Origin of the sequence: Halobellus sp. LT62 (genome assembly GCF_037031285.1) — an archaeon.
Lineage (GTDB): Archaea > Halobacteriota > Halobacteria > Halobacteriales > Haloferacaceae > Haloquadratum > Haloquadratum salinisoli.
Map to the genome: position 1 here is coordinate 490,213 of NZ_JAYEZO010000002.1, position 17,233 is coordinate 507,445.

Consider the following 17,233-nt stretch of genomic DNA (forward strand, 5'->3'; position numbering starts at 1 on the left):
CCTACCAACCACCTTCAAACTCAACTTCAAGACCGCATCTCTCGGCAAATCGCCGTATGTAGCGTATTTTATCCTCTTTGCTCAGATTGGTGAAGAGGTAGTAACCACCGGGCAATTCTCGGTACGTCTTCATCTCGCGGTTATCAGGGTGGGCCGGATGGTCGTTGATTACGGCATTTTTATTGCCGGGAACGTAGGGAATTGAGTCCATCTTAGAAATCAAGTCATAGTTCTCAATCAAGTGGCTTACCGCCTCAGCCATTACCTTTGACTGATAGTTATCTCCGAATGTGGCTAAGGTTTGTCCGTCGTTCTGAAGCCTAATGACGTAGTCACCGGACGCATCTGTGGAAACTTCAGAAACAGACACGGAAGCACCCTCATCTTCCTCATCCGGGGAAACAGCACCATCTGAAACTATCTCCGTGTCAATATCCTGAATCAGCCTATCAATCATCTCCTTGGCTTGAGATTCAGCCGGAGAAGAAATCGCGTCTGAAACCTCAACGGTCAACAACTCCGTCACTTCTGTAGCCAACCTGTCCTTCTCCGATTCAAGCACTCTCCGGGCTTGTTTCAGATTGTTAATTCGGGTGGCAATCTTCTCAGAATTGCCGGTCTGAATGGCGTCCTTGGTGAATGCCCGAAGAATCGTAATCCTCTCCGGAAGATTCTGAAGTTCCGTATCCGCGAGAGCGTTTACATTGACCTTAGAATCAATAACTTGTCTCCGATAGAACTCATACTCGGCTCCATTGGTTAGAACGCCCCAATTCACGTCTTCGCTCTTCATATACTCCTGAATCTGTTCTCTATGGTCATCTGTGAGCGGTGTATCAACGCCCTTAGCCTCAATAAACGCGACCGGGGCACCTTCTAAGACTAACGCATAATCTACCTTGAACGTCCGACGAAAAGCCTTCACCGGGTATTCATGTTGGGTGTCTGCCGGAATTTCCCACCCAAGAAGTTCAAGAAAGTCCTGTAAGATAGCGGCCTTTGTAGTCGCTTCCCCCATCTGTGGCGAATCCTCTATCGTAGATTGAGCGTGTTCAACATATCTTCTCACCACCTCTTCATCCATAATTGTCTACAGACTGTTCAGCCCAATGTTATCAAAGTATCCGAACAGTCCTTCTAACCCGTATTGTCTGAAGGACAAACGAAGTGGGGTTTTTTCACGGTAGTCTTGCTAATGTGGGTGGGTAAAGAGAATCAACGGAAGGTCGTGAAAACACGGAAATTAAGGGTTAGAACCCGTTTAGACAGATAGCGCCTCTACACCAAGGCGGCAAAATCGGACAGGTGCGTGTCCGGGTTAGGGTAGTGGACTATCCTTCAGCCTTGTGGAGGCTGAGACGCGGGTTCGATTCTCGCACCCGGACCTTCTGAGGAACGTAGTGGCGAAGAAGGCCGGAAGGCGAAATCGAACCCTGCCAGTCGCGCGCAGCGCAGTAGTGAGCGAGCACGTCTGGATTCGGTTCGATTCTCGCACCCGGACCTTCTCTCTGAGACTATAACCGACGAGCACCGCGAAGCGTGTGCTCGCCACGAGTGTCGAAGGAGAAGTCGACGAGAGAATCGAATCAGGGAGCAACTGAGCGCAGCGAAGTTGCGAGTGAGGTTCGATTCTCGCACCCGGACCTTGACGATCTAGCCCATCGCTGTCGCGCAATTTTCGGTCGTACACCGGAAGGGACATCGGAAGGATAGTCACAGACCAGCAACTCAGAGAATGCACTGACCATCGAATTTTATTGTGCACTGGATTCAGCGGGACGTATGGCGAGTTCGGATTCCCAAACGTTCAGTGATTTCGTTACTGGGGACAAGCAGTTCGAGGTTCCCCTCTATCAGCGGAATTATTCGTGGGAGAAAGACCACGTAGAGGATCTTTGGGACGACCTGGTCGAGGCCGTCGAAATGGATCGTGACCACTACATCGGCACGTTCCTGCTGATGGATGATGATAGAGCGGATGATTCCGCTCACAAAATCATCGACGGCCAGCAGCGACTCACAACGCTAACGATTCTACTCTTCGAACTGCAGGAGAGACTCGATGAACTCGGCAAGGAAACGGAGGCTCGGAAGATCCGTGGCGAATATATCGCCAGATACGGCGATCAGAAACTGACGCTGGCCGGCGACGACAAGACGTTCTTCAAGCGGACGATTATGGAAAATGTCCTCGATGACAACCGGAAGGGACAGAAGCCGAATGCACTTTCCGATGTCGAGACTGCCAGTCCATCTCAGGGCCGACTTCTCAAAACGAAGGAGCTAATCCGAGTATGGCTCAGAGAGGGTGTTCCTGAGAGTAGCTCTCACGAGGATTATGTCGACTTCTGCATCGATCTCTACCATAAGATCCAGTCGCTCCCGCTTTTGGAGTACACCGTCAGCTCTCGAAGCGAGGCGGCCCGAATATTCCAGACCGTCAACGACCGCGGGAAGTCGCTCACCGATCTAGAGATCACGAAAAGCTACCTTATGCACCGTGTGTCCCTCTTAGAGAACGAGGACGAAGCAGACTCATCGATCGAATCCATTCAGGACTCGTTCAACGAAATCTACGATTCGATCGAGAATATCTCGTCGGGGCCCAGTGAGGATCGCGTACAGCGATACCATTTCATTATGTGGGACGACGAGTGGGGGACTGGCTGGGATCAGCGGCACTATCAAAACCACCTCGAACACCTCAAAGAAGACTTCCGGGCGGTCGGGAGTGTCGAGGAAATTCTACGCTACGTTCAGGAATTGGAGCGGATGTTCGGAAAGCTCGATGAACTCTATAATTACACCGAAAGGGACGATCTCGACAACAAATGCATCGAGACTCGTCTCTCCAATCTGTTCATCGCAGGCCGATTGGCGAATTTCTATCCGTTGTTGATGGTTGCGTACGACCAGTACACCCGCGAGGAAGTATCAGAGATGACAGAAGACAAATTCTGTGAACTGCTCGAAAAGGTGGAGACGTTCATCGTTCGAACGTATATTATCGAGCAGAAGAGTGCGGATACGGGGCGAACGAGAGTCTATCCCCTTGCAAGAAAGCTCCACTATAACGCGAAAGAGACGGTCCCGAATTCGATTAGTCCGTTGCATCCAGACGGTGTTATCGAGCGGCTCAAAAAGCGGATCAACGACTACTGTAGTGACTCAAGGCTCGAATCGACGCTCGGTGAATCGGACGTGTACCGATACTACGGAAGCCGGAAAAGCGAACTCCGACTCCTGCTGTACACCTACGAGAGTTATCTCGAAGATGACGAGGAAGACATTCAGTTCTACGTCGAAGATGTCGTCAACAACAGAGACGATCGATTTTCGATCGAACACGTCTGGCCCCAGACACCGAAGGAAGGGTTCGATGAGGAAACCAAGGAGTTGGTGAAACAGCACACTCATCGGCTCGGGAACCTCGCCCTAATGACGCCGGAAGATAACGCCGTGAAAGGGAACGACCCATTCGAGGACAAAAAGAAGGATTTCACCAGATCGAAGATCCGGATGCTCGAGGCCATCTTCGCGATGGACGAGTGGGGAGTGAATCAAATTGAGAAGCGGGAACAGGGGATGATCCGTGTGATCAAAGAACGCTGGCCTGACGAGTATACGGACTCGTAGCCCTCCGAAACCCTATCCCGAAACACGCACTCCATCGACAGCGACGCGAGCGCCCCGGTTGCACCGAGACACCAACCCGCTCGATTTCCACAGATTCGAGAACCATTTCCCAGTTATATGCTCCGAGCGTGCATCTGTTCATCTGTAAGGTGAACGATTATGAGCACAACCCCCACGACCCGAACCGCGGCTGAGACGACGTTCGGCAACGTCCTCGACTTCGACCTGCAAGGTACCCTCGCCGGGTACTGGATCGCCGCGCTGCGCGTGATCACCGGCTACTGGTTCCTGCACGCCGGCTTCACGAAGTTCAGCTTCGTCGCCGGCGAACCGTTCGACGCGAGCGGCTACCTCCTCAACGCCTCGGGAAGCCCGATCGCCGGCCTGTTCGCGTGGGTCGCCGGGACCCCGTGGCTGCTGGAGTTCACGAACCTCGCGATCCCGCTCGGCGAGTTCTTCATCGGCCTCGGGCTGATCGTGGGCGCGCTCGTCCGATTGGCCTCGTTCTTCGGGGCCGTCCTGATGACGTTCTTCTACTTGGGGAACGCCGATTGGGCGCACGGGCTGGTCAACGGTGACCTGATGGGCCTGCTGCTCTTCGTCACGGTCGCGACCCTCGGTGCGGGCCGGATCCTCGGACTCGACGCCTACCTCGAAACGCTCGACTTCGCGGACACCCGCGTCGCGAAGTTCTTCCTCGGGTAGCTCCCGAGCCCTGTCGTCGTTTGGTGACGGTCTCGCTTTCTCTTTTCTTCTCGTTTGGGGCTGCGCCCACGACGCCGATCCGCGGATATTTTGCTTCCGACACCGACGCTTCGTGTATGGCGATCGACCTCCGAAGTGACACGGTGACGCGGCCCTCCGATGCAATGCGCGAGGCGGCCGCGGACGCGCCGGTCGGCGACGATGTCTACGGCGAGGACCCGGCGGTGAACGAACTCGAAGCGGCCGCGGCCGAGCGGGTCGGCACCGAGGACGCCCTCTACGTCCCGACCGGGACGATGGGCAATCAGATCGCCGCGCGCGTCCACGCCGACCGCGGCACGGAGATTATTCTCGATCGGAAATCGCACATCTACTGCTGGGAGCTCGGCGGGCTCGCCCAACTGTCGGGGATCCAGCCCCACCCCGTCGACGCCGACGAGGCGGTTCCGACGCCCGCACAGATCGAGGAGGCGTACGTCGAGGAGGATCTGCACCGCGCCGGAACCGGACTCCTCGCGCTCGAAAACACGCATAACGGCCGCGGTGGCGTGGCGGTTCCCGTCGAAACGATCTCGGCGGCGGCCGGGGCGGCACACGACCGCGACGTCCCGGTGCACCTCGACGGCGCACGGTTATTCAACGCCTGCGTCGCGCTCGACGTCGACCCCGCGCGGATGGTCCGCGACGTCGACTCCGTGCTCTTCTGTCTCTCGAAGGGCCTCGGCGCGCCGGTCGGGTCGATCCTCGCGGGCGATGCGGACTTCATCGAAGCCGCCCGCCGCGTCCGCAAACTGCTCGGCGGCGGGATGCGACAGGCCGGGATCATCGCCGCACCCGGTCTGCTCGCGTTAGATAACGTCGAGCGACTCGCGGTCGATCACGAGAACGCCGCCGCGCTCGCGAGCGGACTCGACGCCGTCGAGGGACTGCGAGCCGCGGAGCCGGACACCAACATCGTGCAGGTGTTCACCGACGACCTCGGCGTCCGCGCGGAGGCGTTCATCGAGGCCTGCGAGGGCCGCGGTATCCGCGGCGGTCAACACGGTCCCTACCTCACGCGCTTCTGCACGCACCTCGACGTGACCCGCGAGGACGTCGACGACGCCGTCGATCGGATTTCCGAGGTCGTCGCCGACTTCCGAGACTGATCGCTGTAGCGAGTCGAAAGAGAAGCGAGTCGAAAGCGACCCGTTCACAGCCGAGCGGAGACTTCCGGCTCGACGAACACGTGCGTCACGCGGTCGTCGGTGTCGCGAAGCCGCGATTCGATATCGTCGATGACGCCGTCGAGATCGGCGGCCTCCGTTTCGGGGTCGACGGTGACGTCCATCGTCACGAGCACCGTCTGCGGGCCGACGTAGACCGTCCGGAACGTGTCGATGTGGAGGACCTGTGTCGACTCGCGAACCGCGTCGCGGAGTTCGGCCTCGACGTCTGCGGGGAGGCTTTCACCGAGGATCAGCCGCTTGTTCTCCACCGCCAACGCGATTGCGAACCCCATCAGCAAGAGCCCGATGAGCAGCGCGGCGATCGCGTCGAACACCTCGTTTCCGGTCGCTTTCGAGAGCAGGATTCCGACGAGTGCCAGCCCCGCACCGAGGAGTGCGATGGTGTCCTCGGTAAACGCCGTCAGCGTGGTCACGTCGCTCATCTTGCCGAACGCCTCCCTGATTCCGCTCCAGCCGTAGTGGTCGATCTGTCGCTGCATCTCCGCGTTCGCCTTCGCGAGCGCGTAGGTCTCGAACCCGATCGCACCGAGCAGCACGACCACGTTCACGTACCACGAGGGGAACGTGGTCCCGGCGAACGTGAGCGTGCCGCCCACGGCGTGGCCCCCGTGCGTAATCGCGTTGTACCCGTGCTTGAGCGACTCCCACCCGGCGATGCCGAACAGCAGCACGGCGACCAAAAACGAGTAGAAGAACTGTGCTTTCCCGTACCCGAACGGGTGTTCGCGGCTCGATTCCTTCTCGCTGAACCGAAGCCCGACGAGGAGAAAGACCTGGTTTCCGGTATCTGAGATCGAGTGGTACGTCTCCGACAGCATCGACGGGCTGCCGGTGAGGAGAAATCCGCCGAACTTCATCACCGCAATCGCCCCGTTCGCGAACAGCGCGGCGAGGACGACGCCTTTGCTTCCGGCCATATTCACACCACTGAAGACGGGGATAAAGTGGTTTGCACCGATCGTCGATCCGGCAGTTCGTTGGGCAGTTCGGTGGATAACGCGCCTTCCACCGGTGGTCGCACGGTTCTTGAGGATCGACTCCCTATGGCGGCTATGCTCACTGTCGTCTCTGACACCCACAGCACCGATTCGCATCGCCTCTCCGGGCGGACGCTCGAAGCCGTTCGCGAGGCCGACGTCGTCGCGCACGCGGGCGACTTTATGCGCGAGTCCGTCCTCGACGACTTCGAACGCGAATCGACTCGACTGCTGGGCGTCACCGGGAATAACGACGACGCGGGGGTCCGCGCTCGGCTCCCGGACGCCCGGAACTTCACCTACGGCGGGCTCACGTTTGCGATGACGCACACCCGACCCGGCGGACCGACGGCGCTCTCGCTGTTCGGTCGCCAGCGCGGTGCCGACGTGGTTCTCTTTGGCCACAGCCACCGACCGACGTACGACGCGACGGGGGAGGTGGCGCTCCTCAACCCGGGCAGTCACGCCCAGCCGCGCGGCAACCGCGCGGCGCACGCGGAACTCGAAGCGCTCCCCGACGGCGGGGTCGAGGGACGACTCGTCACCGTCGACGGCGACGTGTTCGAGTCGTTCGTCGTGTCCGAACACTAGCGGAATCGAAGCGGCGTCCCCGGCCTCTCACAGCCACTCGCGCTGCCACGCCACCGCGAGGAACGTCACCGCGATGGCTCCGCCGACGAAGAAGAACGCGCCCGGCGGAAGGGCCGACAACGCTTCGGCGACGGATCGGACGGGGCCGTCGCCGCCAGCCCGTGCCGTCTCGACAGCCGCTTTCGTCACGTCAGCGGCGGTCTGGGTCGCCTTCGCAGCGGTTTCTGTCGGCGCTTCGGTCGCCGTCGGTTCGGAAGTTGGCGCTGCCGTCGGTTCCGCGGTCGGTTCGGGAGTCGGCGTGTCGGCCGATTCGGCGATTTGAAACCCGCCGTCCTCGGACGTCGCGGTCGGCTCCTGCGTCGGTTCCGATGCCGGGGTGGCCGTTTCGGATTCGCCCGGCGTCGCCGTCTCGGTGGCGGTCTCCGTCCCGCTTTCGTTCGTCGCGGCGTCGGTGCCGCCGGCGCTTCCGCCGTCGGCTCCGCCCGCACCACCTTCACCCGCACCGCTCGATCCGAGCGATACCGTCGGGGCGGCTCCGGACCGCACGAGCCTGTCGACGATCACGCTCCCGAGCGCGACGACGCCGAGGCCGCCGAGCACTTGAGTCAGAACTGACTGGAGCCCGCTCGTGTCTTCCTCTTTCCCGGCGACGACGACGAGCGCCCGGTCGGCGGGCGCGTAGACGGTCATCTCCCTGCCCTTCTCTGAGTACGCCGTCCCGGCGGACTCGATGAGCCCGGCGGTTTCGAGCCGATCGAGGTGGTACTGGGCGTTCTGAATCGAGGTGTCGACTCGCGAGGCGACCTCCGAGGGCGTCCCCGGCTCGTCGTGCAGTTCCGCCAGCAGCGTGCGCGCCGTCCCGGAGCCGATCGCCGCGAGCAACTCGTCGACCTCGTCGCTGTCGAGTCCGACGACGCGCGGATCCTTATCGTCGTCGTCGGAGACGTCTGGCCGGGAGGGGAGGATGTCGGCCATTTCTCGGAAACCTTTCGACGCACGTGTGATGAGTCTTGCTCTCGCCGTCGGGGTGTGAAACGGACGGCGAAACGCCTTTACTGACGCCGGGGGTAGCGGCGGCTATGTTCGTCTCACCACCAGGTGCGGTCGGCCGCTCGCGAGCCGTGCATCCGGGTGGCGACCCTGCCCAGATCGATGCCGTCGTCGACTTTATCGCGGCCAATCCGGCGCTGGTCATCCTCCTCGCCTTTCTCTTGGGATTCGTCTTCTTCGCGTACCTCTTTGTCAGGCGGACGCTGACGGGGCTCCGCGAGGGATTCGACGACGGGTACGAAGGGAAGTAGCCGGATGGTCGCCCTCGAAACACTCCTGACGCTCGTCGTCGCCGCGCTCGCCAGCCTGTTTATGGCGTGGTCGATCGGCGCGGGCTCCTCGGGGTCGACGCCGTTCGCCCCGGCGGTCGGCGCGAACGCTATCTCGGTGATGCGCGCGGGGTTCATCGTCGGCGTGCTCGGTCTCGCCGGTGCCGTCCTCCAAGGCGCGAACGTCACCGAGGCGGTCGGGAACGAACTCGTCATCGGCTCGGTCCTCACGGCGACGGCCTCGACGGTCGCGCTCTTAGTGGCCGCAGCGCTCGTCGCGATCGGCGTCTTCGCGGGCTACCCGATCGCGACGGCCTTCACCGTCACCGGCGCGGTCGTCGGCGTCGGCCTCGCCAACGGCGGCGGCCCGGCGGTCGCGAAGTACCAGCAGATTGTCTCGCTGTGGGTACTCACGCCGTTTGTCGGCGGCGGAATCGCCTACGCGACCGCCAAACTGCTCCGCAGGGAATCGATCCCCGAGCGCGTCGCTATTCCGGCGCTCGGCGGCGTCGTCGGCCTCCTCGTCGCGAACATCCGATTCGCCGTTCTCGGGGGCGAGACGGGGCGCTCGCTGGCTGAAGTGGGCGCATCAACGACACCACCGATCGAGATTCCGCTCGTCGGTATCGACCTCGGCGTCGTCGCCGTCTCCGGACTGTTCGTTTTGGTCTCGTTCGCGCTCGTCCGGCGCGAAATCGTCGTCGACGCCGCGCGCGGGCAACGCCGCTTTCTGCTCGTGTTGGGCGGACTCGTCGCGTTCTCGGCGGGCGGGAGTCAGGTCGGTCTCGCGATCGGCCCGCTCGTCCCGCTTCTCGGTGCGGTAGCCGTGCCGCTGCCCGCCCTACTGGTCGGGGGCGGTCTCGGACTGCTCGTGGGATCGTGGACCGGCGCGCCGCGGATGATCAAAGCGATCGCACAGGACTACTCCTCGCTCGGCCCGCGCCGATCGATCGCCGCGATGATTCCGTCTTTCGCCATCGCGCAGGCCGCTGTCGCACTCGGGATTCCCGTCTCGTTCAACGAGATCATCGTCAGCGCGATCATCGGAAGCGGCTACGCCGCGGGCGGGGCGGGCGTCAGCAAGGAGAAAATGCTCAAGACGGTGCTCGCGTGGGTCGGCTCGCTCGCACTCGCGTTCGGTGTCGCCTACGCCGCGTTCACCGCCCTCGACGCGCTTCTCTGAGGCGATCACGTGGAACCTCTGTTCGAATTCCGGTTCGGTGGAAGTCCTTCCTGTCCGATTCCGGTTCGGTGAAGGTCACTCCTGCGTCGCGGACTCCGAGCGCTCGGCGTCGGCCTCCGCGTCCGGCTCCTCGCCGTCGGGGTCGGGCGTTTCGGGAATCGTGATTCGCGCCTTCATAATCCGGGTGTTGTCGACCTGCTCGATGCGGATCGTGATCCCGTCGAAGGTGATCTCCTCGCCCTCCTCGACCAGCCGTCCGGCGCGGTTGAAAATGAACCCCGCGAGCGTCTCGAACTCCTCGCCCTCCGGGAGTTCGAGGCCGAGTTCCTCGTTGACCTCGTCGATGTTGACCTCGCCGCGGACGAGCATCTCGCGGTCGTCGACGTACTCGAAGGACTCCTCCTCGTCGTCCTCGAGGATGTCACCGACGATCTCTTCGACCATGTCTTCGAGCGTCACGAGCCCCTCGGTCGTCCCGAACTCGTCGATGACGATCACCATCCGCAGACGGTTGTCTTGGATCTCTGTCAACAACTCGTCGACGTTCTTCGACTCGGGGACGTGCAGCGTCGGCTGGACGAGGTCCGTCAGCGATGCGGTCCCCGTCCCGTAGTGTTTCTCTCTCACGAGGTCGCGGATCGTGACGATGCCGATGATGTTGTCGAGGTTGCCGTCGTAGACGGGAACGCGCTCGTGATCGGATTGGACGCACGTCTCGATAGCCTCGTCGAGAGTGGCGTCCTTCGGGACGGCCGTCATATCGAGTCGCGGCGTCATCACTTCCTTGGCAATCGTCTGATTGAATCGGAAGATACGGTCGAGCATCTCCCGCTCTTCCTCCTCGATGACGCCCTCGCGCTCGCCCGTCTGAATGAGGTCTTGGATCTCGTCGCGGGTGATGTAGGAGGTCTCGATCGCCGAGCGGCCGCCCGTCACCTTGTTGATGACGCGCGTCAGGTAGTCGAAGACGACCACCAGCGGGAGGAGGGCGTACTCGGAGTACTTCAACGGTCGCGCGATCCGCAGCGCCCACGATTCGGTGTTCTCGACGGCGTAGGACTTCGGCGCGCTCTCGCCGAAGAGCAAGACGAGCGTCGTGATACCGAACGTCGAGGCCAGCACGGCCGTTCCCGGGTCGAAGTAGATCCCGACGATCGCCGTCGCGATCGATGACATCGCGATGTTGACGATGTTGTTCCCGACGAGGATCGTCACTAGGAGCCGGTGGGGGTTCGACTTGAGTTCGCTGACGGTCTCCGCTCTCGGGACGTTGTCCTCGACGAGCGAGTCGACGCGGTGCTTCGCCAGCGAGAACATCGCGATCTCCGAGGACGAGAAGAACGCCGAGAGGGCGATCAGGAACAGAATCGCGACCGCGCCAATGATCACCACCATCGAATCGGAGATCGGCGGGAGCTGAAGCGGCGAGGCGGGACCGACCAGTGGATCGACGGACGGACCGCGTGCGGTCGCATCAGCGACGCTGCGTCCCGCCTCGACCGCAGTCTCGATATCGATTCTACTGGGGCCTCGGGCGGCGAGAGATGCGAATGGCGGAGACAAACCCATATAACTACGTCACCTTGTCTTGCCCCGGAATTAAGAGTTACCCTCGCGGTGGGCGCGTCTCCGCCATCTCGCGCCCGCGGGCCGGCCACCGTACCGGCTCCGACAGCCTTAGGGACGACTCGACCCAACCGCGGGTATGAGCGAGTCCGACCCACAGATCACGCTGTATCGGCTCCAAGCGTGTCCGTACTGCGAGCGAGTCGTCCGCGTGCTCGACGAGCTCGACCTCCCGTATCGATCGCGGTTCGTCGAACCGATGCACGCCGACCGCAACGTTGTCAAGCGCGTCTCGGGCAAGCGGAGCGTCCCCGCAATCGTCGACGAGACCACCGGCGTCACGATGTCGGAGTCGGCCAACATCGTCGAGTACCTCACGAGGACCTACGGCGACGGGGGTGCCGCCTGATGGAGCTCGACTTCGAGGTCGTCTCCCTGCCCGCGAGCGACCATCCGACCGAGGGCGAGACCGCGCCCGATTTCACCCGCCCGCTCGTGAACGACGAGTACTGGGAGGACGCGTCGCTCTCGGCGGTCACCGACGAGGGACCGACGCTCCTCGTGTTCCACCCGATGGACGGCGCGTTCCCGACGACGTACATCTGGAACGAGATCGACGACCGCGGGTTCGCCGAGGACGTGCGGGTCGTCGGCGTCTCCGTCTCCTCGCCGTACGAGCACAAGTCACTCCTGAAGGAACGCGCCGACGGCGCGGGTCTCTTCTCGGACCCCGCGGCCGACCTCGCGACGGAATACGGGATCGAGAACCCGCTCGACGGGATGACCGGGGTGACAGAGCACCGACCGGCCGCGTTCCTCCTCGACGAGTCGCGGACGGTACAGTACGCGTGGGTCGCCGAGGAGTGGCCCGCGTTCCCCGAGTACGACGAGATCGAGGCCGCCATCGCCGACCTCGCGTAACCACGCGATCGCTGCCGCTCGCGAGCCGCCGGAATACGCGCCGCTCGAATCCACGATGCTCGATCCGTCACGCTCTCTTTCGTCACGCTCTTTTCCGCCGACCGCGTCGGTCCGATAGATGACGGATTTCGACGAGACGGCGGACCCCGAACTCGCGGCCGCCATCGACGAGGCGGTCGCGGCGATCGACCGCGGCGAGGCCGTGGTCTACCCGACGGAAACGGTCTACGGACTCGGTGCCGACGCGGCCGACTCGGCGGCAGTCGAGCGCGTCTTCGAGCTCAAGGGCCGCGACCGGTCGAAACCGCTCTCGCTCGGCGTCCCGAGCATCGACGCCGCGCGTCGGTACACCCGTCCGAGCGAGCGGGCCGTGCGGTTTATGCGGGCGTTTCTCCCCGGCCCGGTCACCGTCGTCGTCGAGCGGAAGCCCGCCCTGCCGGACGCCCTCACGGCCGGCGGCGACCGCGTCGGCGTGCGGATCCCGGACCACGAGGTGGCGCTGTCGCTGTTCGAGCGGGTCGCGCCGACGCCGGTCACGGCCACGAGCGCGAACGTCAGCGGATCGCCGAGCGTCACCGACGTCGGGTCGTTGGATCCGACGCTCCGCGAGTCGGTCGGGGCCGTCGTCGACGCGGGACCGACGCCCGGGACCGAGAGCACGGTCGTCGACCCCGAGCGCAACGTCGTCCACCGGCGCGGCGCGATGGCCGACGCAATCGTCGCGTGGCTGGCCGACGAGGCCGGCTCCGAACCGATTGTCGAGGACGGCTGACGGGGGCCGCTTCCGACGACGATCGACTGCCGACGATCGGCTGCCGACGGTCACCCGAGCCCGAGCAACGTCTTCAGCGATCGCGTCTTCGTCCCGCAGGTCGCGCGGTAGTCACAGGCGTCGCACTTGGCGGTGTCACGCACGCGAGCGGGCACGCCCGACATCGACTTGACCGTCCACAGGGTCCGTCGATAGGCGCTCTTGTTCCGCGTCGTCAGCCGGACGGTCCGGACGACGCCGTGCGCCGGATACTCGACGAGCGCTCGGGGGATCTCCCGGCCGCGCTCCCACGCGAGCGCCTTCGCGACCGCGACGGCGCGGACCCGCTGGGGATCCCAGACGCCCTGCGGCGGCGGGTCGCCGGGCGAGACGATCGTCGGCGTCGGCGGCGATTCCGCTCGCTCCGCCGTCGAGGCGGCGGGACCGTCACACGCGGACCCGTTCGGGACGTCGCTGTCGACCGCCGGCGCGAGTAGCTTGTGGGCGATCCCGTGGCAGTCGCGGCCGGTGAGGACCGCATCCCGCGTCCGCGGGGCCGCGAGCCGATCGTAGTCCTCCCGTTCGGCGAGCGAAGCGAGGTTCCGCCGATACGTCCCCGGGGCGACCGCGATCGGCAGCCGACGGAGGGTCTCGTCGGTCGCGGTCCGGTTTCGGTCATAGGCGAACGCCAACTCGCGGACGGCGGCCACGTCCGGTGGCGGCTCGTGGTCGTCGTCGCGGCGCGCGTAGTAGAGCTGTCGCGGGCAGTACGCCGCACGCGCGAGGTGCGAGATCGGGATCGAGTCGCTCGGTCGGCTCCCCTCGACGTCGTCGGGCTGACGGACGGGACGGTCGGATTCGTCCGGCGAACTCGTGTCTGGGGCAGTCTCGTCCGACGGGCTCGTAGACGGGTCGACGTGGGCTGGCGGAGGCACGGCGACTGTGGCCTCGGCCTCCTATTTGAACGCTCGGCTCGGACGTATCACTCTCAGTTGGGTTCCTCGGCGACGTCGACGACTTCGAGCTCGAAAACGAGCGTCCGGCCGGCGAGTTCGTGGTTGAAGTCGACCTCGACGCTCTCGTCGGTGACGGCGACGACGTCGCCGTGGAGGCCGTTCTGCGCGTGGACGTGCAGGCCGACTTCGGGCGACTCGCCGACCATCGACTCGAACGTGTCGGGATCGTACGTTCGCACGCGCTCCTCGCTCGCTTCGCCGTAGGCCGACTCCGGCGACACGGTGACGGTGGTCTCCTCGCCGACCGACAGCCCGCGAACCGCCCTGTCGAGCCCCTCGATCACCTCGCCCGCGCCGACGATGAACGCCAGTGGCCCGTAGTCGCTCTCCTCGCGCTCTTGGGCGTCGTCGAGGCCGTTCTCGACCGCGACGGCGTATCTGGAGGTTCCGAAGACCGTCCCGTCCTCGAACCGCCCGACGTACTCGATCGCGACTCGGTCGCCCGCCTCGATGGCCATAGCGGACGTTCGGACGGGGCCGAAAATAGGCTGTCGACTGTCCGCTGCCGGCTCGATTCGGCTGGTGACCGAACAGAGCCGAACGCTTATTGAGCGCCGTCGAGAGGTGTGTGGTAATGACTTCGGACACCGAGCGCGTCGAATCCGTCGACGGATCGGCCGCCCTCTCGCGCATCGGTCGCGTGCTGTTCGGCCTCGGCCTCGCGCTGCAGGCGTCGGAGGACTTCCGCGATATGGACGGGACGATCGAGTACGCCGAATCGGCTGGCGTGCCGATGCCCGAACTCGCGGCCCCGTTCGCCTCCGGAATGATGGTCGTCGCGGGGCTCGGCATCGCTCTCTGGCGACTCCCTCGAGTCGCGACCGGCGCGGCCGTCGCCTTCCTCGCGGTCGTGACGCCGACGATGCACGACTTCTGGAACGACGAGGACGCGAGCAAGGGAGACCGCCTCGCCTTCTTCGGAAATCTGGCGATGTTCGGCGCGGCGCTCGCCTTTCTCCGCGAGGCGTACAAGTAGCCGCTTCCACCGTGTCAGACCTTCCATCAGTCGATCGTCGGACGCTGCTCGCGACGCTCGCCGGCGCAGGCGTCGGGTCGCTCGCGGGCTGTTCGATGTTCGACCGCGAGCCCGACGGCCCGACGACCGAGGCCGATCCGGACTACGCAGAGTTGCTCGCCACCCGGTTCGCGCCGACGCTGTTTTTCGACGCCGCGGAACCGTGGCTGCCGACGGACCCGCGTCCGTACGCCAGCGAGCGTGACGGCGAAACGATCGTCGACGGCTTCGACGCGCTCGATGGGTATCACGAGCGCTACGCCGAGGCGGGCGACCCGCCGGATCCGACAGTGTTCTACCACGTCCTCGAATACGAGGACTCCCCGCTCGCAGTCGTGCAGTTCTGGCTGTACTCGACGTTCGATCAGTTCACGACGAACTTCCACTGGCACGACTGGGAGGTCCTGCACGTCTTCGTCGACACCGAGACCGATCGACCGCAGCTCTACGTCGCCAGCTCGCACTCTCAACGGGTTCCGAACAACGAGTTCCTCGATCCCGACCCCGAGATGGTCCCGCGGATCCTCTCGGAACTCGGCTCACATTCCAGCGCGCTCTCGGTCAACGACGAACCCGACGCGTTCCAGCGACTGCCCGGCGCGGACCTCTTGGCGGACATCACCAACTCCGCGATCGAGGGCGTTGAGTCGCTCTCGGAGCTCCCGCTCGCCTACGGACTCCCGCGCGACGAGGGCGCGAGACTCCCCTACGTCGTCCCGGAGTACGAGGGCGCGGCGGTGTACGAGCACGAGCGACTTCCCAACGTCGGGCGCGACTCGCTCGTCGACGAGGCGCTGACGGTCCGATCGTTCGACTCGCTCGCGTCGCCGCCGACGGACCTCCCCGAGCGCTCGACCGGCGTGGCGTTCAGACACGAGGACCGCGTTGGCAACGACGCGAGCGACGGGGTCCTCGACGCGTCGGCGGAGTACACCTACGAACTCGTTCCGACCGGAGAAATTGAGCACCTCGTCGATTTCACGGGCCCGCAGCTCAGCTTCGAGTTCTCCGTCCCAGAGTTCGCCGAAGACGCTGTCTCGGGGCACATCTCGACGACCGGCGCACCGTGGGGGCAGCCCCGCTACGGGAACCCGGCGGCGGACATCACCGATCCGAACCACCGGGCGACGCTGGCCGAGCGATACGACGCCATCGGCGACGCCGCCGCGATCAACACCGTGGTCGCCCGCGTCACAGAGGCGGTGACGAGCGACGACGCCCCGGAGAACGATGGACTGACTACCGTCGAACCGGGCGTCGAGGCCGTCGCGTTGCTGGAGAGCGATCCGGTCGCCGTCCCGACGTTCGGCGGCGTCGCGGCCGTTCGCGACGTTCCCGACGGCGAGCACCGGCTCACCGTCAACGCGCCCGGACAGGCACCCTACAGCGAGCGACTGTCCGTCGGAGACGACGCCGACTCGCCGGCGTCGATGTCGTCCACCTCGGAAACCGCGCAGACGACCGCGTCGGAATCACCGCGGACGACCGCGTCGGACGCGGCACAGACGACAGCGAGCGAGACCGAAACTACCGATCCGTCCGCGAGCGCTGACACCGCCGCGGACGCGGATCGTGCGGGGCAGCGAATAACCCTCGCCGGCAGCGACGGGCAGATCCCGCTCGTGGCCCGCGAAAACGCTCGGCGACTGGAAGTCGACGCCGACGGGACCGACGCCGATCTCACGGACCTCGCGGTCGATGACGACTTCGCCGGTCGGCTGTACGACGGATCAATCTCGGGGTCGGCCGCGGTCTACGTTCACGAGGGCGGGGCGTACACGGCTGAGGTGCGCGATTCCGACGGGGAGATCGGCGCGTTCCGCGTCGATCCCGATCCGGCGGTCGACGGTGACGGTTCGGATGACGACGACTCCGACAGCGACGCCTCTAACGATGACGACGCCGACGCGTCCGTCGGGCCGCCACTCCGAATCACCCGCCCCGACACTGGGAAGGCGTCGCTCTCGTCGTTTCTCGCCTCGATCGCCGGCGAGACGAGCGAAGACGTCGCGTCCCTCCTCGACGACGTGGAGGCCACTGACGAGAATCTCGTCGGCCGCGAGAACGCCATCCGTGGCCTCGTTACCGCCCTCGATGCTATCGTCTCCGCCGCGGAACGGGCCGCCCAGAACGCCCGTGCGGGCGACAGAGCGAACGCCGACCGGCAGATACGGGCCGTCGAAACCGGGCTCGAACGCGTCGTCGAACGGGTCGCCGCGGCGAGCGACGACCTGCCAGAACCGATCGCGAACGCGGTCCGAAATCGCGTCGACGAGGCGACACGACGGGCTGAACAGGCGCGAAACGCCGACAAACTCTGAGGG

At 64.2% G+C, this 17,233-nt stretch carries 17 protein-coding genes and 1 tRNA gene; 12 read left to right on the forward strand and 6 right to left on the reverse strand.

All coding sequences use genetic code 11. The annotated features are described in order from the left end of the window. Nucleotide 1: 1 nt before the first annotated feature. The gene (locus U5919_RS11760; RefSeq protein ID WP_336024528.1) at nt 2-1,084 is read right to left on the reverse strand and encodes a type I restriction enzyme HsdR N-terminal domain-containing protein; all 1,083 of its coding nucleotides are present in this window, start codon (nt 1,082-1,084) and stop codon (nt 2-4) included. A 228-nt stretch (nt 1,085-1,312) separates the two neighbouring features. Between U5919_RS11760 and U5919_RS11765 the strand changes: the two genes are divergently transcribed. From U5919_RS11765 to U5919_RS11780, 4 genes are all read left to right on the forward strand, one after another. Further along, nucleotides 1,313-1,385 (forward strand) — tRNA-His (locus U5919_RS11765). 397 nt (nt 1,386-1,782) lie between these two features. After that, on the forward strand, nt 1,783-3,636 hold the full coding sequence (locus U5919_RS11770) for a DUF262 domain-containing protein (RefSeq protein ID WP_336024529.1): 1,854 nt from the start codon (nt 1,783-1,785) through the stop codon (nt 3,634-3,636). A gap of 159 nt (nt 3,637-3,795) precedes the next feature. Then, nucleotides 3,796-4,341, forward strand: coding sequence for a DoxX family protein (locus U5919_RS11775; RefSeq protein ID WP_336024530.1), 546 nt, complete (start codon nt 3,796-3,798; stop codon nt 4,339-4,341). Between the two features lie 116 nt (nt 4,342-4,457). Continuing rightward, nucleotides 4,458-5,489 carry a threonine aldolase family protein gene (locus U5919_RS11780; RefSeq protein WP_336024531.1) on the forward strand — a complete coding sequence of 344 codons (1,032 nt, stop codon included), beginning with the start codon at nt 4,458-4,460 and terminating at the stop codon, nt 5,487-5,489. Nucleotides 5,490-5,533: 44 nt separating this feature from the next. Here the strand turns inward: U5919_RS11780 and U5919_RS11785 are convergent, their stop codons facing one another. After that, entirely contained in the window at nt 5,534-6,487 is a 954-nt protein-coding gene (locus U5919_RS11785; RefSeq protein ID WP_336024533.1) for a cation diffusion facilitator family transporter, read from the reverse strand. A 135-nt stretch (nt 6,488-6,622) separates the two neighbouring features. Here U5919_RS11785 and U5919_RS11790 point away from each other — a divergent pair, with 135 nt between their 5' ends. Then, nucleotides 6,623-7,138 (forward strand): metallophosphoesterase, encoded by a 516-nt coding sequence (locus U5919_RS11790; protein WP_336024534.1) that lies wholly within the window; start codon nt 6,623-6,625, stop codon nt 7,136-7,138. 27 nt (nt 7,139-7,165) lie between these two features. Here U5919_RS11790 and U5919_RS11795 read toward each other — a convergent pair whose 3' ends face one another. After that, nucleotides 7,166-8,113, reverse strand: a complete 948-nt coding sequence (locus U5919_RS11795; RefSeq protein WP_336024536.1) for a helix-turn-helix domain-containing protein — start codon at nt 8,111-8,113, stop codon at nt 7,166-7,168. Nucleotides 8,114-8,217: 104 nt separating this feature from the next. On the opposite strand from U5919_RS11795, the gene U5919_RS11800 reads away from it, so the two are divergent. Both U5919_RS11800 and U5919_RS11805 read left to right on the forward strand, forming a co-directional pair. After that, complete coding sequence (locus U5919_RS11800) at nt 8,218-8,439, forward strand: DUF7859 family protein (RefSeq protein WP_336024537.1); 222 nt, start codon at nt 8,218-8,220, stop codon at nt 8,437-8,439. Between the two features lie 4 nt (nt 8,440-8,443). Further along, on the forward strand, nt 8,444-9,640 hold the full coding sequence (locus tag U5919_RS11805; RefSeq protein ID WP_336024539.1) for an inorganic phosphate transporter: 1,197 nt from the start codon (nt 8,444-8,446) through the stop codon (nt 9,638-9,640). A 75-nt stretch (nt 9,641-9,715) separates the two neighbouring features. Here U5919_RS11805 and U5919_RS11810 read toward each other — a convergent pair whose 3' ends face one another. Next, complete coding sequence (locus tag U5919_RS11810) at nt 9,716-11,035, reverse strand: hemolysin family protein (RefSeq protein ID WP_336025582.1); 1,320 nt, start codon at nt 11,033-11,035, stop codon at nt 9,716-9,718. Between the two features lie 310 nt (nt 11,036-11,345). On the opposite strand from U5919_RS11810, the gene U5919_RS11815 reads away from it, so the two are divergent. The 3 genes from U5919_RS11815 (at nt 11,346) to U5919_RS11825 (ending at nt 12,899) form a co-directional block, all read left to right on the forward strand. Further along, nucleotides 11,346-11,615 carry a glutathione S-transferase N-terminal domain-containing protein gene (locus U5919_RS11815; protein WP_336024541.1) on the forward strand — a complete coding sequence of 90 codons (270 nt, stop codon included), beginning with the start codon at nt 11,346-11,348 and terminating at the stop codon, nt 11,613-11,615. Beyond that, a complete protein-coding gene (locus U5919_RS11820) occupies nt 11,615-12,127 on the forward strand; it encodes a redoxin domain-containing protein (RefSeq protein WP_336024542.1) in 513 nt (170 codons plus the stop codon). Before U5919_RS11815 ends, U5919_RS11820 begins: the two co-directional genes overlap by 1 nt. A 118-nt stretch (nt 12,128-12,245) precedes the next feature. After that, nucleotides 12,246-12,899: an L-threonylcarbamoyladenylate synthase gene (locus U5919_RS11825; protein ID WP_336024544.1), complete on the forward strand. Its 654-nt coding sequence runs from the start codon at nt 12,246-12,248 to the stop codon at nt 12,897-12,899. 50 nt (nt 12,900-12,949) lie between these two features. Here the strand turns inward: U5919_RS11825 and U5919_RS11830 are convergent, their stop codons facing one another. Beyond that, entirely contained in the window at nt 12,950-13,678 is a 729-nt protein-coding gene (locus U5919_RS11830; protein WP_336025583.1) for a CRISPR-associated protein Cas4, read from the reverse strand. A gap of 188 nt (nt 13,679-13,866) precedes the next feature. Further along, a complete protein-coding gene (locus U5919_RS11835; protein WP_336024545.1) occupies nt 13,867-14,352 on the reverse strand; it encodes an FKBP-type peptidyl-prolyl cis-trans isomerase in 486 nt (161 codons plus the stop codon). Nucleotides 14,353-14,468: 116 nt separating this feature from the next. Between U5919_RS11835 and U5919_RS11840 the strand changes: the two genes are divergently transcribed. Together U5919_RS11840 and U5919_RS11845 are read left to right on the forward strand one after the other, a co-directional pair. Then, complete coding sequence (locus U5919_RS11840) at nt 14,469-14,870, forward strand: DoxX family protein (protein WP_336024546.1); 402 nt, start codon at nt 14,469-14,471, stop codon at nt 14,868-14,870. A gap of 11 nt (nt 14,871-14,881) precedes the next feature. Beyond that, complete coding sequence (locus tag U5919_RS11845; RefSeq protein ID WP_336024547.1) at nt 14,882-17,230, forward strand: hypothetical protein; 2,349 nt, start codon at nt 14,882-14,884, stop codon at nt 17,228-17,230. The last annotated feature ends 3 nt before the right edge of the window (nt 17,231-17,233 follow it).